Here is a 19,369-nt window from a genome sequence, read left to right as displayed (position 1 = left end):
CGTTCCAGCTGATTCCTCGTCAACGGATGACAGGTGGGGGTTGCAGATCCGATGGCGGTCATTGGTTATCTGGCTGGTGCGTGGCTGGCACCGGCACTGCACCACAAACACCCGCGATTGAACCGGCGCTGGGAAGGGCGCTCGTGGTAATCGCGGGTGTATGAAGGTGAAGTTGTTGCCGCGTGTCGACTATTCGACAGCTGCTGCCGCCGGGGTGCGGGGATTCGCATCAACTGGTGGATTATCGTCGGCGACCGGCAGTAAACCGGTGACGGTGATCTCGTTGATGGCTGCCTGGCGTGAATCCGGCAGCACATTGACCCACACCAGTATCCGATTCACGACTGGTCTGCTTGTGGTGTCCACTTCGGTGGTGCCTTCTTCCAGCACACCGCCCCCGATCAGGAGTGCCTGATTGAGGGTAGTGAACCCGTCAGCGGGGGTGGCAGGTCCCACCTCGTAGAGTTGGACGGCCGCCCCCGGTGTTGGACTGGTGATACTTACCGCGGTTACTGGCACCGGTTCAGCCAAGGTGAGCAGTAGCCCAATGCCTGGTTTGGTGGCCGGTGGGGTTGCACCGAATTGGTTGGCGTAAACATCGGTGGTCCAGCCGGTGGCAGGATCATTGTCGACCGCCAGCGGGGCAAGCTCTGGGTTGTCGGTGAATCCGGGCGCAATAGGTTGCGGCTGCCACTCCGTCACCCCGGTAATTGCCACCGGGCCGGTAACGGTTTGCCCCACCGGTTTGCTGTCCCCGGTGTAATCGCTGCTTCCGGTGACATTCGCGATCGGGTTTTGTTTCACTGGCGCGTCAGGTTCGTCGCCGTTGAGCAGTCCAAACACGTAGAGAGCAAGCGCGGCAGCAAGCAAAACCAGGGCAACCGACAGGGCAAAGAGAATCGCGGTGCCCTTGCGGGTGTAGCCGGCAGAACCGAATCCGCCAGAGGTTTGCTCCGGATGGGGGGTTGGTTGGGTTTCCACCGGCAGCGGCTCCCGATCGTCGTCGGCTGGCGGTACTGTGCCAGCAAAAGACTTATCCACCAGCTGGTGGTACAAGGTGGCCGCTGACATACCCGACCCCGGTTTCGCCGCTGTTTGCACATCAGTTGCCGATGCACTGCTGTCAGTAACTGTGGTTGCCCGGCTGGCGGTGGCGGCAAGATCCGCAACCGGGGCGGGAACATCCGGCGCCTGGGCGCACAGTAGCGCCAGTGCCGAACCAATAGCGCGCACATCTTGGGTTTGTGATGCTGTTGCAAGCACCGCCGGGAATGCAAGCACCGCCTGCCCGGCGGGGGTGATCCGAATCCGGGCGGCATGATCAATACCGACAGCAAGACCAGCCTGATGTGCGGTGGCGGTAGCTTTCGCCAAATCGGTGAGTGCCCACGCCGCACCCCGCGGATCAACTGGCTGGCTAGCCACTGTTTTCAGCGGTGAACCATCCTGCCAGCGGGCAACAATTAAACATCCCGACCGGTAGGCCCGCATCAAGATAATCTCAGGGATCGCCGGCTCATGGAGCTCGGCTAACGCCTGTGTGCGAGTTAACACCTGCTGGGCTGCGGCGGCTGCCGCCGCCGGCTGCAACGGCGCCTGCGGCGACGAACCAGTCGTGTCGACAAAGGTCAACGCCACCAGTTCACCGGTGGCAGTCGCTTTCGCCTGCCAGAACCGGGCACCAGGCACACTGCCATGATCGGCCAGCAGCCGATAGGCGCCGTCGGCGACCGGGGCACCAGGGACCAGCTTCGGGCCGCGCACCACCCCAGCCGACAGCGGCGGCGGCACCGGGGAGGCTGCAAACGCCTCCACCGAGATCGCCTGCGAATTCACATTCGCCTCTACGGCGGGAAGCGCCGCCGCTAACGGATCAGCCTGCACCTCATTTTGCGCACTTGTAGGTTGGTGAACAGCCGCAATGCGGGAACCCACCACCGGAATACGTGCCAACATGCCAGTTACATAGCTCATCTCCTCAAGACGAACCAGCACCAGCCCGAGCACGGTCAAACCTAAAAACACCACCCCGGCAACCGCGGTACGCAGCAAATAGCCCATACTCGACGGCACATGATCTGGGGCAAAGAACAAACGATCAACAACAAACAAACCCCCATGGGCGATTGCTGCCGCCACCGCGGACACCCCCACAGTCATCAGCAGTGTACGACTCATTGCTGCCAGCCCCAACGGCCCGAGTTTGCGGCGCAGCAACAACGCCCCGATCACCGCACCAGCAATAAACCCGCAGCCGTTTGCTGCCCCCAGCAAAATCACCACCTTCGACGGGGATGCGGCAAGCAGCGGTGCTAACAGCGACAACACAATTTTCGTCGACGTAATACCGGCAATAATAAACGTCGGAGTCCACGCCTCCTCGCGGGCGTAGTACACCCGCAAATGCAGCAGCACAATCGCATACGGCACCAGCGTGAACGCTGAAAACGACAATGTCCAACCCAAAATTCGGGCATCAGCAGCAGTAAAACGCGAATAGGCAAACAGGGCGGTGGCGATCTCGACGCCAAACGCCGAGAAAAACACAATAATCGGCACCAGCGACACCAGCGTCAACTTGGTGGCCAGCGTCAAATCCTTCACCACCGCTTTGTCGTCACCCATCGCCGCATTCCGGGACAGGCGCGGCATAATCGCGGTGAGCATCGTCACCCCGATGATGCCGTACGGCACCTGCAGCAGCAGCCATGCCTGCTGATAAATCAGCGGCGCCCGCGCATCAGCTGCGGCCGCAATCCGGGTGGTGATCACATAACCGGCCTGGCTGATGGCCACATACACCACAATTGCCAGTGCCATGCCACCAAACTGTTTCAACCGATCATCAATCCCCCATAGGGGACGGATATCGATGCCTGCCGACTTGATATACGGCAGCAAAATCAGGGTTTGAATCACCACACCGGCGGTTGTCCCCAACCCCAACAGCAGCACATGCTGATCGAGGATTCCCGGCTGATCATCCGGCAACAGCACCCCAGGGGTGAGCCAGTAGGCGCCAAACACCACCAGCACCACAATATTGTTGACAACCGGTGCCCACGCCCCCGGTTTGAACACCCCTTTGACGTTCAACACCGCCATAAACAGGGAAAACATCCCATAGAACAAAATTTGTGGCAGCAACAGATAGGCGAACTGTTCTGCCTGCACCACATTGACTTTGCCATCCGAGCCGAGCGTGATGGACACCAGCCACGGCGCCCCGATCACCGCCAACACCGTCACCCCAGCCAACAGTGCCAGCGACAAAGTCATTAATCGGCGAATAAACGCCGCCCCCTGATCGGGATCCTCTGCCTCGGCGCGCACCAACACCGGCACCACCAGCGAGGTGAGCACCGCCCCCAACACAATCTCGGTGATGAGGTTCGGTAGCGTGTTGGCAGTATTAAACGCCGAACCAACCGCAGGACCGAGCGACGCACCTAAGACAACAGTGCGCAGAAAACCGGTGATTCGCGACACGAGCGTCGCAAGTGCCATCGACCCGGTGGAGCGCACCACCTGTGCATCAGAAGTATCGTGTTGCGGCGAGCCTTGCTCATGCGAGTCGTGTTCACTAGCGACCTCTGTGACTGTCGCCTGGGGACCTGGCAACAATTCGGTGGCAGTTGCTGCCGCCGCAGCTGTTGCCTCACCACCGGTCTGCGGCTGGTTAGGAACACGAATAATCCCACCAGTAGGGTGCGCTACTGTGCGGGCACGAGGTTGAGGAACCGGTGCAGGATCGGCAGCGGGACGAATCCGATGTCGAAGCCCACGATCCGGGGAATTGGATGAACCATCTGCAGCATGCATATGTGTGATAAACCGCTGTCCTCGGTCATTGTTGACAGCACACGTCAACGAAAAAGGGATAAGAAACGTAGAAAAAATTTGCAGCAACACCACACCATCCAGATGACCTGTCGCATCATCTCGGTGTGCCGGGTGTGCATAAAGAATTCCCACACCTGCCGGTGCCGGTATCTTTGACCCACTGCAGCAGCGCTACACAGCGCATACAACAGCAGGAAGCCGCCACCGAAAATGCATCATCACAGATGCAGGTGACGGGCTTGCTGCTTTTTCGGATCACTTTAGCGCCGGGCACAGCTAAATACCACATGGTCACATTGCTGCGCTCAGCACTAGCTTAGCCTGCACTCAACAGCCTCAACATATGCGCTCAGCAGGGGTTTTTTCCTGTTTCACCATGTTTAGACGGGTGAAATTTGCCGCCTGAAGCTGGCGGGAAAATATGGGTCACACTTGCCTACCCGGTGATCTACCCGGGGCAATAGCCACTACGCAACGTGGGGCGTCTGCTCGCGGGAGGAGGCAATGATGTTTTTTTGCACCTTCCACACGAAACGCATCGCTTACTGGAGTTGGGCGGGTTATCCGGCAAGCTAAGTGTCGGGTCAGTATTCCGGCGGTCTGTTTAGCTGCGTGTTCGATGCGTGGGCATACGCCCGGTTCGGGGCGGAGGTTAGGGTTGATGTTTCAGCAGTGTGCCATCGTTGTGTTTGCGACGGAAGAAACGCACCAGGCGATAACCGAAGACTGTCGCAATCAACACCAGCAGCAGCGTGGAGGGTGCATAGCCGGTAATCCCGGCACGGGTTTCCACCGTGATTTTCACCGGATCACTAATCGCCACCCCGTCGACGTTGGCTAGCCACATGCTGATAGCACCCCGTCGGGTGGTGGTCTGCTGCTGGGGGACGGTCGCTGTAAATTGGATGGTTAGCGATCCTTTGGCGGGAATGATCGTCGAGGCGGGCACATCAAGCACTGTGCCTGGTGGTGCCTGCCAGCCGATTGTTGCCCGTGCCGGTAAGGGCAGCCCGTTACGGCCAACAATAAGCAGCGGTGATTCGTCACTAATCCGGGTATAGACGGCACCCGGCGGCAGCAACGTGACACTTGCTCGCAGTCGTTGCACCATTGCCCGGTTTTCTGTGAGCCGCCAGTCAGCGGCAGCTACCGCCTGCTGATAGGTGACCGGATTTTGTCGACCATTCATGGTTAACGCCAGAAACAGGTCACTGAGCAGGGGGCTGATAAATCCTTCCGGGGTGAGGGCGATTTTCGGATCCCGCACCATCAGCCGCGCAAGATCGATGGTGTAGGTTGCCTGCTGGGCGGCGCGGCGAATCTCCAACTCGGTGGGGGCGGTAACGTCGATGCTGTCCCCAGCGGTGGTGGCACCATGATTGTCACTATTAGTCGGTGTGGTGGCCGCCCAATCGATTGGGTTTGGGGGCTGCTGGGCGCGGGTTTGTTGTAAGAGTGTTGCCGGGGAGGCAGGAAGCGCTGCCCCGGTGGCAAATAGTTCCGCAATAGTGCGCAAGGGTTGCGCGGCTGGATCGTCGATTTCTGCTGGTGGTAGCACCACCAGTGGGGTGGACGGGTCGGCTGTTACCGCAGTGGCTACCGCCGCCGCAGCGGTGATCCGTCGCGCGGTGGGGGAATCAAAGGTTGGATCGAAGCGGCCATCCGGCTGGGTAGTTGCCAGCGACAACGGCTGGGTGTTTACCGCGGCCAGCAGCTGTGCCAGCGCCGCATCATAGGTGATGGTTGATACCCCTTCGACTTCCTGCTCCCCGCTGGCCACAAGCAGACCTTCGGGGGTGTTGGAGGTTGCTGAACGCAACGCCGGCCAGGTGGTGGAGGCGGCCGCAAATTGTTCTAAAAATCCGAAGGTTTTAGCGGTATTCGGGGCGATCCAGCCGGTTGGGCTGGTGGTCAGTGGTGCTACAGGGACGTGCAGAATTGATTCGATGCGGGCAGCCCCACCGGCGGTGGCAAGCCGCAACAAGTCAAGATCACCAATCGCACTAATTGCGTTAATATCCGCATTCCCGTAGGGCAGCGCCACCACACAGGTGTGTTGCGCCACGTCGCTTAATGCGGCGATAAATGCGGTGGCGGCGTCTTGGCCGCTGCCCGGGGTGGTGGGGGGAAGCTGCTTGGAGGTGCTGTGGAATAAGTCCCGCAGCTGGGGGCTGGGGGCAACCGGGGAGGGGCGTTGCTGTGCGATGAAATATTCGCCACGCATCCGATCAATGACATCAAGCAGTGCGGGATCGATTGCTAAACAGGTCGATTGTTGGAGCTGCTCGCCGCCGGGGCCGCTGATTGCGGCGGTGAACGTTTGCAGCCACGTCCAGATTCGTCCACCTTCGGCGAGTTCTGTGGCGAGATGATCGTCGACGAGATACAGCGGTGCAGTATCTGGTGCCTGGCCGGTAGCCCCCGGCAGCAGGCCGGTGTCGCCGGTGAGTGGCCACATCACACCAACTTGGCGGGGAGTTTGCGCCGGTGGTGTGCCAACGATGGTCAGCCACCGATCCGAGTCGAGATAGCGGATCGCCTCATCCCCGATGCGACCGTTGAGATTGATCAGCAGCGGATAGGTGCCAGGATTGGGAAAGCTCAGCGGTGTAGTGGTTAGTTTGTCGCTGCGCTGTGCGGTGTTGGTTAACGGTTCGCTGGGTGTCGGGTTGCCTGATTGTGTGGCGCGGCCAGTTGGTGTCGCGGTGGAAGCTGCGGGGGTTTCGGTGGCTACCTGCGTGGTGGTGTGCAGCAGGAAGGTGCGCCGATCACCGGGTTTGATAGTGCCGGGAATATCAACAAAGTCGGTTGCCCAACCATAGGAGTTGTGGTCTTGTCCAAGGGCAGACAGTCCAGCGGCAGCAGTGGTGACTTCGCCGGCGTGCTGCAGTCGAACGGTGAGATCACTGACGGGTTGACTGCTGTGGTTTTCTATGGTGACGGTAAGCCCCAGTGGCTGTTCGAGGACCCCTCTGTCATCGGTCTTGGGGGATTCCAGGGTGGTGATTTGTTCAATGTGCAGCCGGATATCGCTGGTGGTTTCGACAGGTCGCAGCGTGTTGTTGAGCCACTGTTCGGCGGCTGGCAGGTTCGTTTCGGTTTGTGGGAATGGTAAAACGGCAGGGGTGGCTGCTGCCGGGCTGCTCCAACTGAGCAGGGCGGTGGCGGCGCAGCATCCGAGTAGACGCCGCCACCTAAGCCTGGTGTTTGTCATCGGGGCGTCACCCGTCCTGCAGCTTTTTCCCGACGGGCACAGTCGGGCAACAGTTCTTCGGCGCGATGCGCCAGATAGCGTTCGTCGGCGTAGGTGAGTTTTTCGGCGAGTTGGGATGCGGGGAACCAGCCAACTTCGGTGACTTCCGGGTCTTCATCGTTGAAGTCACCATCCACATAGCGCAGGAGATGATGATGCACGGTTTTGTGGATGCGTTTACCCCCGGAGACGAACCAATAGTCAATCACCCCGAGGGTGTCGATGATGGTGGCGGTGAGTCCGGTTTCTTCCCAAACTTCGCGTTCAGCGGTTGCCCGCAGCGAATCATTGTTTTCTACATGTCCTTTGGGCATTGACCACAACAGACGTCCACGCCGGTCAAGACGGCCGATGAGGGCAACATAGATTTTGTCCATGTTTACTTCCCCATTTGGTCCTACTGCTTCGGCGAGTCCGGAAAGCACCAGGCCGCCGGCGCTGGTTTCGGCCACGGTTGGTAGCCGCAGCTGTTGGGGGTCTTCCCGGGTGAGGCTGCGCGTATTGCCCCGGCTGGTGGTGGTGTGCCGGGCTGGTTGTCGTCTTCTGGTGTTGCCGCGGGGTGTCCGACTGCCGGTGGTGGTGTGCCGGTTTCGGTTGCGTCCGGGACGATTGTTGCTGCGGGATTCGCGCGAGGGCTGACTGTGGTCGTCACCGGTGGTGTGGCTGTTGCTGCTGCGATGGGGTCGTTGGTTGCGCCGGTTGCGGACACGTCGGCCGCGGCGCCGTTCCCGCGGCGGGGTGGACTGCACGGCGCTACCGGTTGCCGGTACCGGGTTGGTTGTGGTTGCGGTAGCGGTGTTGGTGTCGGGTTGTGACACATTTATCTCGGGGGGAAGTGCCGCCGAGGGTTGCCCTTTGCGCTGCTGGCGGGCTGGGCGCGGTGACCGCCGGGAGTCGGCACCGCGGCGGCGTTGCCGCCGGGCAGGATTGCCGCTAGCAGCGGTGTGCCGCTGCGGATGATCTCCTTGGGATGATGATTGACTGGTGGAGCTGCTAGCTGGGGTGGGGGCAGTACCGGGACGGCTACGGTCACTGCTGCTGCGGCGCCGGGAGGAGCGGCGGGAGGATGGTGTAGCTGCGCTGCTATCGAATTGTTGTGTCGGCTGTGCAACCCCGCTGGCGGTGCTACTGCGACGCTGCCCGGTGCCGTGACCGGATGATGGTTTCGTCGCTGTCTGCTGTTGCCGTGTCGTTCCGGTTGCGTCGCGTTGCCGGCGACGAGACGATGCTCGTCCCGACCGGGCAGTATTGCCGGTTGCCTGCGCCGCCGGCTTTTCGCCGGTTTTACCAGCAGATGCAGCACCAGTTGGGGCAGTCGTTGATCCTGGTTGTGACGAGTCTGCCTGCGGCTCACGTGCGACAGCACCGTGACCGCCGTGGCCACGGGAGCGTGATCCACGTCGGCGACGGCGACGATGCGGTGAGTGAGACATAGCAGCAAAACTTTATTCGAGGTACGACTAGTGACAAGGAAGCAAAGAAGGACAGCAGCAAAACGCTAAAAAACCAACAGCAGCACTGCCCAATGTTGGGCAAGTGCAACTATTTTACTCTAGCGCTCCAGCGAACACAGCGCCGTTGCATGGCTGCTGCCATCTATCTGGTTTGTGCAAGATCGGCGTTGGTCGGTTCGGGCTCAAGTTCATCATCTGGTAGCACAGCCGGCTCCGGATAGTAGCCGCAGGCGATAGGGGCAATGCGGGCCCCGTCGGCAGTCATAATTGGGGTGTCGGTGGGCTGTTGCCCGCACAGCGGATTGCCGGCGATGCTTCCTTCGCTGTGCGCTAGAACCTGTTCCCATGATGACGGCACGGTGAGGAGACGATTGTCAGCGAATGCATAGTCATCAACAGCAAGCGCCGGTGCCGCCGGAACTTCGATGATCTGATTGCCTTGGAAGGCACCCACGCCAATGTGGGTGACCGCACCAAACGTGGCCGGCAGTGCAGTAATGGTGTTGCGGGCAAATGCTTCAGCCGGAATTTCTTGCAGCTCACCCCAGTGAGAAGGCAGGGTTTGCAGCGCATTGTCGGCGAAGGCACCAGCACCCAAGGAGCGCACTTGCCCCCACTGCTGAGGAAGTGCGCGAAGAGCATTACCTGCAAACGCCGACTGGCCAATGCTTGTCACCCCATCCCATGCCGGGGCGAGGGTTTCCAGCGCATTATCGGCAAACGCGCCATCCGCAAGAGTTTTAATGCTGCCCCAATTCCTCGGCAGACGCTGCAATTGGTTATGGCTGAAAGCGCCCGCCCCAATCTGAGTAACATTGCCAAAATCGCCTGCAATAGCCTGCAGCTGGTTGCCGCTAAACACCCATGCGGGCAGGGTGGTCAACACCCCAAAAGAGGCCGGAATTGCGGTTAGCTTATTTGCGGCGAATGCGGATTCCCCGAGGTCAACTACACCTTCCCACGACTGTGGTAGGGATTGCAGATGGTTGCCTTCAAAGGCGGCGGCACCAATATGAGTAATGGTTCCCCAGTGGTTCGGAATATGCTGCAGTTGGTTATAGGTAAATGCCCCATCTCCGATTCGCCGCAACTGGGCAGGCCAGCGATCAATTGCCAGTATCATACGCTGTTCATGTATTGGGGTTGCTAATGGCATCTCGGTTTGTGTGTCATCGGTGATGAAATCACCACACACCGTATAGCAAAACGCCAATGGGGCGATCTCGGTGATGGGCTGGCCGGTGGGATCAGTGTCGGGAAACACCACCGGCTGCCCTGGATGCGGGTTGGTGTCGTTGCGGAAACCACGAATTGCTACCCCATCACCGCTGGAAGATGGCTGATAGGCAAATGCTGTTGCTTCCCACACTTCCCGATTCGTGAGCCCTTGCGGGTGCGATGTGGCACCGGTTGACGGTGTCGGGGAAGCTGCTCCCGGATTGGGACTGGATGAGGAGGCGACCTGACAACCACTGAGTGTGAGCAGTGCTATCGCACCGCAGACTGCAAGCCTGCCTGCACCGGTGGAATGCTGCTGCACAGGTTCTCCTTATGGGAAATGATTGGAGGGACTGCTTGCGGACTTGAAACAAGCAAGAGCAAGAGCGTTGTGAACCTCTGCCCTGACCGTTCATTGTGGCAGATACACGCACCAAGAGCCGAAACCTTCAGTGCTAAGGATTGCGAACGTGGCCGCACCTGGGGCAGTGCTGGTCGCAGCTGTGGTGCGACCCGCCCGGTGGTGCGGTGTGCGACCAACGAACCAACGTCCGGGTGAGCAACATGGTTTTATCACCGATGCTCGCTAGACTTACACCCGTGTCCGAGGAAACAACAGCCGACAATACCCTGTCCGTACTCGACGAAGCCGCTGTGCTTCGCCGACTTGATGATGCGCTTCGCCCTGTCCAACAGACGCTGCAGCCGCTTGCCGCCTCGTTTGCTGCCCGTGGACACAAGCTGTATCTCGTCGGTGGTTCGGTGCGTGACGCGCTGCTTGACCGACTTGGTCATGATCTGGACTTCACAACAGATGCGCGCCCAGACGCCATTCTTGCCGCGCTAGGCACATTGACCGACAGTATCTGGGATACCGGTATTGCCTATGGCACCGTCTCTGGGGAGCATGACCACAACCAGCTAGAGATCACTACCTTCCGGTCGGACACCTATGATGGCAACTCCCGCAACCCGGAGGTGCAATTCGGCGACACGCTCAGCGGTGACCTGATTCGCCGTGACTTCCGCATTAATGCGATGGCCTGTGAGGTGCATGCTGATGGCAGCTACACATTCCACGACCCATTAGGAGGTTTGGAGGATCTTGCTGCGGGGCTGATCGACACCCCTGATTCGCCAGAGATTTCCTTTGGGGATGATCCGCTGCGAATGCTGCGTGGGGCGCGGTTTGTCAGCCAGCTTGACATGGATTTAAGCGATCGGGTTGCTACTGCGATGACGGCGATGGCCGGGGAGATCACCCGGATCTCCGTGGAGCGGATCGCCCATGAACTCGACCGGTTGATGCTTGGCCTTAACCCGGTCAAGGGTGTCGACGTCATGGTGTCTACCGGATTGTGTGACTACTTTTTCCCGGAGATTCCCGCGCTCCAGCTCACCCCGGATGAACATATGCGCCACAAGGATGTGTACCGCCATTCCTTGCAGGTGCTGCAGCAGGCAATCGATCAGGAAGAGGACGGCCCTGATCTGGTGCTGCGTTGGGCGGCGCTGATCCACGACATTGGCAAGCCGGATACGCGGGCGGCGAAACCCGGCGGTGGGGTGACGTTCTACCAGCATGAAAGTGTGGGGGCGAAACTTGCCCGGCGGCGCTTTCGGGCGTTGAAGTATTCCAAACGGATGATCTCCGACATCAACGATTTGGTGTTCTTGCACATGCGCTTCCATGGCTATGGGGAAAGTGAATGGACTGATTCGGCGGTGCGCCGCTATGTGGCCGACGCCGGTGACTTGTTGCCGAAACTGCACAAACTTGTGCGTGCCGATGTGACAACCCGTAATCAGCGCAAAGCAGCCCGGCTGGCGCGTGCCTATGACAATTTGGAGCAGCGGATCGCTGAGCTTCAAGAACAAGAATCGCTGGCGCAGGTACGTCCGGCGCTGGATGGTAATGCCATTATGAAGCTGCTTGATCTGCGCCCAGGTCCAGAGGTTGGTCAAGCGTGGGCATTTTTGAAGGAATTGCGCCTTGAAGAAGGTCCGATGGAGCCGGAGGAAGCAACGGCCCGGCTACTGCAGTGGTGGGAACAGCGGCAGCAGTAGCCAACCCCTCAACCGAATCAGTTATATTCCCAAGGATACAGATAATGAGACAATGTTTTCACCAGTCGGGAATCTGACGCGTCTTGTATCCGACAGATAAGGGAATTTGGATGGGGAAAGCAAGCGCCCCAGACTGAACCGAGCCAGCTCCGGGGCGCTTACTTACCGCAAGTAATCTCAGACAGAGCAGGCACAGCCGTGCACCTAGCGCTGATACCAGGCAGGCAGGTCACGGCCTTTCGCTAAATCGTCCACCACCTTGTCGACACGTCAAATATCCAACATCAACGGGTCGGTGACCTCGGCAAGTTTCACACCACACACAGTGCCAGTGATCAGCTCGGTTGCTTCCTCTGGCATCGGTGCAGTCGCAAAAAAGTCACGCACAGAGACACCCTCATCGAGAAGTTCCTGCAGGGACTTATCAGTCAGACCAGTCACCCAGCACAGCGCTGCCCGTAGCGCCGCCTCAGTGCGTCCCTTCCGCTCGATTTTGGCGAGATACAACCGATAGATATCGACAAACGGGGCAGCAGTAACGTCATAGGCCATAACACACCATTCCTTGTTCTTCGACAACAGCCAGCGCACCGGGTAAGGAACACTCGTTGAAGTATAGGCGGAAACACACTCGGTAAGCTGAACAGCCCAGTGTAGCCGCACTCCAGGGTGCCGTGCGCAACCAGCTGGGATGTGGTGGCAGCAACGCTACCAGCGCCATCAGGCACACAACAGCACCGTAAACCATGCACTGCAACACCGATCGTCCGCCCAGGGCGAAGGATAACCTGTCGGCTAAAGCTGTGTTAGTAGGTTATCTCATATACTTGCAACGGCCACGCACCGGTTCCGGAGCGGTCAGAATTCGAGACCGCAAGACATCGTTCAAAACGGGCACGGGTGATATCGCTGATGGTTTCTAGCCCCAGCTGGCGGGCGGCAGCATCGGCCGGCAATATTTCCGGTTGTTGCATCAACACTGCTCGACGATTCCCGCCATCGGCAGCATTACACGCCACCACAGCCTCGGCGGTGGATCCGGAGCCGGCGAAAAAATCCAGCACAATGCCATTATCCGTCGCCTGCTTGAGCAAAAATTGCAGCAATGCCTGCGGCTTAGGGAAGTCAAACACCCGCACACCATCGAATTGACGCTGTAGCGCTTTCGTAGCAGCTTCTGTCGAGTACCAGCCAAGTTGGGTAACAAAGGCTTTGCGGGGATTTCGATAAGAATCAAAGAACTTCTTTTGCCGTGGCGTGCCCTGCGGATCAGCAGGGAACACCACCCGATTGTCCGCGATCATTGCCGTGAGGGTCTCTTGCGTAAATGCCCAATTCCCCGTATAGCGGCGTCCCGTGACCGGATCGGTGATGGTGAAAACATTGCTGCGCCGATCTGTTGCTTTCATCGATTCAGAGCGCCACGGCCCGCGGGGATCCTCATCCGGATTGTGAAAGCCGTCAATCTCACGTTCCACCCCCCGAAACTGGAAGTGGGAAGCATGTTTGGCATAGGCCAACACATATTCGTGATTCGTCATCACCAGGTGTTTTGGTGGGACACCTCGGGCGGCACGTTTCGTCTCCCAGACGAAGGTTGCAAGATGATTCCGTACCCCGAATAGCTCATCCATCACTAGGCGCAGTTGCGCTACTTCCGTATCGTCAATGCTGACATAGATCACTCCATTATCGGCAAGAATATCCCGGGCAAGGCGGAGCCGCGGCAGCATCAAGCTCAGCCACGAAGCATGTTTCCCAACCGGTTCGGTGCCGCGGGCACGGCGCTTATCGTGGAATGAGTCTGCATACACCATGCTGCCACCGGTGTTATATGGCGGATCAATATAGATAACTTCCGGCTGCTCGCTGGTCAAGTGTTCATAGTGGGCAAGCCCAAAGAGGTTATCGCCAACAATGAGCGCATGATGATCCAGTGGTGTCGCAGGCTGGAACGCGGCACCGTCGGCACGACACAGCCGTGATTGCTGCTGTAACTGTGCAGGTGAAGCGATTTGTTGTGCCTGCTGTTTTCCCGGCCAGCTAAAACTATAGCCTTCGCCGGTGGGGGATTGTTGCTCAGCGAGGATCTCGAGTGCACAGCACAGCGCTTCAGGGTCGACTTCGCCGCGGTCATTTCGTAACTCGGCGGGTGCATGCGAGGCTAAAACATGCAGCAGTGCTGCGGCTGTGTCTGATTGCTCCTCGAGTGGTGCTGGCAAGTCCGGCATGATTCCCAGTATGACCCGCGTGTGACGAAGCTTGAGGGAGCGACACGTTGTCATAGTGCACCCGACTGTGCCGCGCCGCCATGAGACACCGGTTGAAAGAGAAAAGAGAGAACCGAAAGCTAATCATTATCGAAAATTGTTGCCTGCAAAAATAGGGCGCCACATCTGCATGTCGCGCCCTATGGTAAGCGGTGCAGCAGTGAGCCGCTTTACTGATTTGCGGCCGTGCCTACACAACGTTCGCAATAGGCTTTTTTCTCGTCTGCGGCACACGATGCACACATCAACGTCTGTTTCCGGCACGCTTCATTGTGGCAGTTCACGAAGTCATTGGTCGGCGTTTCGCAGTGCACGCATTGGCCGAGCTGCTTGGCTTCATCAGAAAACTCCATGTGCATGCGACGGTCAAACACATAGAGAGAGCCTTCCCACAGGCCACTGTCGCCAAAGCGTTCACCATAGCGGACAATACCGCCATCTAGCTGGTAAACCTCCTGAAAGCCCCGATTCTTCATCAGGGGGGTGAGCACTTCACAGCGGATACCGCCGGTGCAATAGGTGACCACCGGCTTATCTTTCAGGTGATCGTATTTTCCAGACTCAAGTTCCGCAATGAAGTCATGCGTGGTAGTGACATCAGGAACGATAGCGTCCTTGAATTTGCCGATCTCTGCTTCCATGGCATTGCGTCCATCGAAGAATACGAGCTCGTCGCCTCGTTCTTCCACTAACTTGTGGAGCTCCTCCGGCTTGAGGTGGACACCGCCGCCGATAATGCCTTGCTCGTCAACCTTGATCTCATCTGGGGCGCCGAAAGCCACGATCTCGTCACGCGCCTTTACCGACAACCGTGGGAAGTCGTCGGCCGATCCTTGTGACCATTTAAATTCCATGTTTTTAAATGGGGCAAATTCGCGGGTGCGGCGAGTGTACATCTTGCATGCGGTGAGCGAACCACCGACCGTTCCGTTAATGCCATGTTTGGAGATGATGATTCTTCCCTTGAGTCCCAACATCTCGCAGAGCGTTTTCTGCCACAGCATGACAGCTTGTGGGTCATCTACTGGAGCGAAGCAGTAGTAAAGGAGAATTCGAGTTTGGCCTTTTTCGCGTGCGCTATCCACGGTTGATCATTATAGGCCGATTCTCGTTGAGCAATGTAGTGGGGTAAACCACTCACCTTTGGCCAACGAGTCGATGCTCTAACCCAAAGTGACATAACATGAATATGTCAAGTGACGAAAAGGTGCTCAATATGTCCCATGGTCAGAAGTGAACCAAAAATCGGCCAAATTAGTCTCTAGTCCGCCAGATCAGGGTAAGTTGCTACAATCTGCTCCCACAACTCGTCGAAGGCGACACCCGTCAATATCTCGGATTGCACCTCAGGGAAATCATCAAACGTATCGGGGTGTGGCACCACTTCTTGAGGCGGGGTCGCAAGGTTACGACTCTTTCCCCCAACCCATCCACCTGATGGCACTTCCCCATCGCTGAGTTCAATCAGCCGAACCATCCGGCACATGCCAGTGTTCTCTGCCATTGGCTGAAGCTCGGCGACATGGGCGACAGTTCCCAGTTCCGGAATCTCCATGGTGAGTTTGGTGTAGATCATTTCAGTCATGGCACCATTGTTCCCCACTGTCGCTCTGTTTGCGAACCTATGGGTCGGTTGCGAGAAAAATCATGAAGAATCTGAGTTGCTCATCGTGCCAAGGTTGTTGGCCGGTGCACAGCCACCTTTCGCCCACCCGCATACACATAAGGCGCCGACTGGTTCTTCTCATTGTGTACTGTGGCCGCGGCTTGAACGGGAGACTTTGTGTAGCGTACGTCCGGTTCCGGATCGATGGTTTCACGTGAAACAATGCCCGGCCACAGCAAACCGACCAACACGCCGTACCAGGGTGCTGACACCACGCATGGCGGTATCCAATGCGGTTTATCCGTTCTGGTTTCTACTAAGGTTTTCCTGCCGAGTGTCTAGCGATCCCTTCCCGCTACATTTGTCTGTTGCGAGGGGTTGAAACTGGTTCGGGTGGAAAACGGTGTCTTTCTCCAAACACAGACTTCAGGAAACCGCGAAAGAGTTCGTCTTCGTCCTTTATCGGCACCACCATGGCTCACACACCGAGTCGTTATTCAAAGGGTGTGGCCAATCTCCTCACCGGTATTGATTGAAAGCGCAACCCCCACGAGCCGCTGCACTCCCCTTGTTTCACGTGAAACAATCGGACATCCCCAAACGACAGGTCGCAGCAACGATAGACAGCCCGAAAGTAAGAGACCATTCCCTGAGTTACAACTTCCAAAATGTTTGCATCAGACTGCTAGTCCACATTGATACCGAGCTCCCCAACTCTCGCGACGGCTGATAGCGCTCGAAGCACCTGTGCACGTATGCCTGTCGAGCAACATGGAACGGAAACAATGATTAAGCAGCCGTGTGCGGAAGCCTACATCGCCACATCGATAGCCTCCTGCGGTTGACCCGACTGGCTCCCCTTTCCGAGCGCAACGGTGAACCTTTCGAGTTTCCAATCGTTTCACGTGAAACATTCCGGCTCGCCACAACGTCCAACCTCGTGACCATACAGCGCTTGCAGGCACAATCAGCACACTAACATTCAATGTCCACACCATCCGCGCCGAAAGTTTACTGACAGTCGTTCAGGTCTGTAATGTGCAGGCCCCTCCGATGCTGTGCTCTCTTGGCGGCTAAGACTGCTCTCGCCTGGCGTGCCCAAACACAACTTCGCTTCATCAGTGAAGCGGCTATGAACAATGAAACCCTTAAAAGAAACTATTGAGATTGAACGTGCAACCGGGGGCGCATTGGGACTTGTCGGATAGTGTTTCACGTGAAACGTCATTGGGTGGCCTGGACGAGCGTGAAGATTGAAGGATGATGTTCCCCCAAGGTGTGCATTCCTCCTTCACCATTCCCATTGTTTGACGGTCACTTGGTTCGCTACATAGTTTCGCAAGACCAGGTGCGACAATTGGATCACTCAGTCGTCGCTGAACCTTCAATCCGTATTTCATGCTGACCGACTAAGCACGAGGGTCGACACAAGTCTGTGCTCGATAATGGCTGAGATTAACTCATCCGTGATGTTTTGTTTTCCCCATACCTGTGTTTCACGTGAAACATTCAACGGATGCGCACGGTTGCCGGCATGTCCTCTGCATGTTGAACAGGCAGAAAAATTCTTAAGTCCCACTCTTTTAAGCCGCACCGATCTGAGGCGATACAGGAGCAACTCCAAAACGGAGAGGACGCATCCTGTGGGCTCCTACCAATTTTCGGAATCCGATATGTGGTGTCCCGGAATTGGAAAGACTGAGCAACTTCCTTGAAAGTGCTTTGCATCATGGCCAACTACCGGAGTTCGCAGGCACCCGTATAGAACCGTGGACTTCGATTTGTAAGTCGTATGTGGGGATGCGGCGCACCTGCGATCCATAGCATTGCTTGTCCGAATTGCGGTCGCAAAGCGTAGTGAGCGGGTTTTTTGTTGTTTATGCGGATGGAAGTGGCGGCAGCAACCCGCTAAACAATGAGGTGTCCGGCTAGAGATGAAGCTATTAACGGGATGGGTGAGGGGCGAAATGAGTGAAGTACCCAGGTCGTGTTTCACGTGAAACTTTTCAGTCTTCCCCGATGGCTAACTTCCATATTTGTCCCACCGGCAACCGGGCTCCCGGCTTAGCGCACCTGTCCACGCTTGGCGTGGCCGGAAGAATTTTTGCCACTCTGCGAATGAGTGGTTTTCGATGCGGTGAAGGGCAACACTGGAGGAACCCGAGCGGCGGTACCTGGCGACGGCAGCAGTATCGCCAGTTGTTGTAACCGCTTGAGCTTGCGGCTGCGAGCAGAGGCCAATATTCCCGTTATGGTGTGCTGGCATTGCTGGGCGACTTGGTGATGCCAATGTGCAGTGTCTTGGTTCCGGTCGACTACTGACCACTCCCCTACCCCACAGAATCTTAAGTGGGGAGAATGCTGCTGGGCTCTAACGGTGTTCACAGTGCCACAACGTTGAAGATTTTGTATGGGCGGATTGATGGTTGCCAGTAAGCCATCCCAGTCAACTACGCGAAGTTTGCTCGAAGGGTTTGGCGTTGGATCACTAGCTGGGGTGGTGTCGGTATCCCTGGAATGTTTCGCGTGAAACGAGGTGTGGTAGCGGATAGCCGGATCAAAAGAATCGCCACCGGGTTATCCGGTGGCGTTCTGTGTTGGTGTTGCATTGGGGCGCAGGTTTTATAGCTTCGAGCCTTGTGCGGCATAGCGGCTTGCTAGTGCCGAGCACATCATCAGTTGTACTTGATGGAACACCATTAACGGCAAGATGAGAAGACTCACGGATTGTCCGGCGAAGATCACGGCAGCCATCGGTAAGCCGGTGGCGAGTGACTTCTTCGTTCCGCAGAATTGGATCGCAAGCATATCTTCCCGTGGGAACCCTAAAAGGTTAGCGACTGTTCGTGTTAACCACAGCATGAAAGCAACAAGGACAATGGAGAAGATCACTAACGCCAGAATTGATGAGACTGAGACGCTACTCCAAATTCCGTTCACCATGCCTGCGGAGAATGCGGAATACACCACCATCGTGATGGAACCGCGATCCACAATCTTGGTGCCCTTGTTTGCCGCAAAGGTTTTCACCCAAGGTCGGGCAAGCTGTCCAAGGACGAAGGGCAGAAGCAGTTGGATGGCGATGTCGACAAAAACGCTTCCATCGATATGCACCCCACCCCGTGACATGAACAGCATGACCAATAGCGGTGTGAACACTACGCCTAGAAGGTTGGAAAGTGATGCGCTGACAATTGCGCCGGCAACATTGCCCCGGGCAATGGAAGTGAATGCGACAGATGATTGAACCGTCGATGGCACCAAGGTGAGATACACGAGTCCGGGAAGGAGCGGTTGCGCCCAATGTCCCTCCAGCAACATGAAGCCGAGCCCGATGAGTGGAAAGGCTACATAGGTAAAGCCGAGGATCGTGAGGTGCAGTCGCCAGTGGGTTAACCCTTTGAGTGCTTCCTGTGGCGAGAGTCGTGCGCCGTAGAGGAAGAACAGCAGAGCGATAGCGATCTTCGTGGCAATGGAGAACCAGTCGGCCGCAGCACCGTGTATCGGGAAAATTATCGCAACAACGACTGCGCCAAGTATCAGGGCTATGAGCGGATCCCGGGGTCGCCGAAGCCAGGGGATGGAACGAACGTGCATACCACGATCATAGAGGCAAATCCCTAAGTGAATGGTCGTATCAATTTGTGGCACACTGGTG

General features: G+C 57.4%; 10 protein-coding genes. 1 reads left to right on the top strand and 9 read right to left on the bottom strand.

What is annotated here, in order from left to right; translation table 11 throughout:
* Positions 1–189 precede the first annotated feature (189 nt).
* From CCHOA_RS10510 to CCHOA_RS10495, 4 genes are all read right to left on the bottom strand, one after another.
* Positions 190–3,822, bottom strand: coding sequence for a murein biosynthesis integral membrane protein MurJ (locus CCHOA_RS10510; RefSeq protein WP_206425798.1), 3,633 nt, complete (start codon positions 3,820–3,822; stop codon positions 190–192).
* A 673-nt stretch (positions 3,823–4,495) separates the two neighbouring features.
* Positions 4,496–7,057, bottom strand: a complete 2,562-nt coding sequence (locus CCHOA_RS10505) for a hypothetical protein (RefSeq protein ID WP_123930453.1) — start codon at positions 7,055–7,057, stop codon at positions 4,496–4,498.
* Positions 7,054–8,529, bottom strand: coding sequence for an NUDIX hydrolase (locus CCHOA_RS11230; protein WP_123930450.1), 1,476 nt, complete (start codon positions 8,527–8,529; stop codon positions 7,054–7,056). The genes CCHOA_RS10505 and CCHOA_RS11230 overlap by 4 nt, the downstream gene beginning before the upstream one ends.
* A gap of 163 nt (positions 8,530–8,692) precedes the next feature.
* Positions 8,693–10,090, bottom strand: a complete 1,398-nt coding sequence (locus CCHOA_RS10495) for a leucine-rich repeat protein (protein WP_123930447.1) — start codon at positions 10,088–10,090, stop codon at positions 8,693–8,695.
* Between the two features lie 257 nt (positions 10,091–10,347).
* Here CCHOA_RS10495 and CCHOA_RS10490 point away from each other — a divergent pair, with 257 nt between their 5' ends.
* Positions 10,348–11,835 (top strand): CCA tRNA nucleotidyltransferase, encoded by a 1,488-nt coding sequence (locus CCHOA_RS10490; RefSeq protein WP_123930444.1) that lies wholly within the window; start codon positions 10,348–10,350, stop codon positions 11,833–11,835.
* A 270-nt stretch (positions 11,836–12,105) separates the two neighbouring features.
* Here CCHOA_RS10490 and CCHOA_RS10485 read toward each other — a convergent pair whose 3' ends face one another.
* From CCHOA_RS10485 to CCHOA_RS10465, 5 genes are all read right to left on the bottom strand, one after another.
* Positions 12,106–12,387: a DUF2200 family protein gene (locus CCHOA_RS10485; protein WP_123930442.1), complete on the bottom strand. Its 282-nt coding sequence runs from the start codon at positions 12,385–12,387 to the stop codon at positions 12,106–12,108.
* Between the two features lie 254 nt (positions 12,388–12,641).
* A complete protein-coding gene (locus CCHOA_RS10480; RefSeq protein WP_164472479.1) occupies positions 12,642–14,066 on the bottom strand; it encodes a site-specific DNA-methyltransferase in 1,425 nt (474 codons plus the stop codon).
* Positions 14,067–14,275: 209 nt separating this feature from the next.
* Positions 14,276–15,190 carry an oxygen-dependent tRNA uridine(34) hydroxylase TrhO gene (gene trhO / locus CCHOA_RS10475; RefSeq protein WP_123930436.1) on the bottom strand — a complete coding sequence of 305 codons (915 nt, stop codon included), beginning with the start codon at positions 15,188–15,190 and terminating at the stop codon, positions 14,276–14,278.
* A gap of 176 nt (positions 15,191–15,366) precedes the next feature.
* A complete protein-coding gene (locus CCHOA_RS10470) occupies positions 15,367–15,690 on the bottom strand; it encodes a hypothetical protein (RefSeq protein ID WP_123930433.1) in 324 nt (107 codons plus the stop codon).
* Positions 15,691–18,333: 2,643 nt separating this feature from the next.
* Positions 18,334–19,308 carry a bile acid:sodium symporter family protein gene (locus CCHOA_RS10465; RefSeq protein ID WP_123931195.1) on the bottom strand — a complete coding sequence of 325 codons (975 nt, stop codon included), beginning with the start codon at positions 19,306–19,308 and terminating at the stop codon, positions 18,334–18,336.
* Between the last annotated feature and the right edge of the window lie 61 nt (positions 19,309–19,369).

This window comes from Corynebacterium choanae, assembly GCF_003813965.1.
GTDB lineage: Bacteria > Actinomycetota > Actinomycetes > Mycobacteriales > Mycobacteriaceae > Corynebacterium > Corynebacterium choanae.
Note: the sequence above shows the minus strand (reverse complement) of the source record. Positions and strands in the feature narration are given on the sequence as shown.

Coding starts and splice junctions, on each gene's coding strand:
- CCHOA_RS10510 (WP_206425798.1), bottom strand. CDS start 3,822: ATGCATGCTGCAGATGGTTCATCCAATTCCCCGGATCGTGGGCTTCGA.
- CCHOA_RS10505 (WP_123930453.1), bottom strand. CDS start 7,057: ATGACAAACACCAGGCTTAGGTGGCGGCGTCTACTCGGATGCTGCGCC.
- CCHOA_RS11230 (WP_123930450.1), bottom strand. CDS start 8,529: ATGTCTCACTCACCGCATCGTCGCCGTCGCCGACGTGGATCACGCTCC.
- CCHOA_RS10490 (WP_123930444.1), top strand. CDS start 10,348: ATGCTCGCTAGACTTACACCCGTGTCCGAGGAAACAACAGCCGACAAT.
- CCHOA_RS10485 (WP_123930442.1), bottom strand. CDS start 12,387: ATGGCCTATGACGTTACTGCTGCCCCGTTTGTCGATATCTATCGGTTG.
- CCHOA_RS10480 (WP_164472479.1), bottom strand. CDS start 14,066: ATGCCGGACTTGCCAGCACCACTCGAGGAGCAATCAGACACAGCCGCA.
- CCHOA_RS10470 (WP_123930433.1), bottom strand. CDS start 15,690: ATGACTGAAATGATCTACACCAAACTCACCATGGAGATTCCGGAACTG.
- CCHOA_RS10465 (WP_123931195.1), bottom strand. CDS start 19,308: ATGCACGTTCGTTCCATCCCCTGGCTTCGGCGACCCCGGGATCCGCTC.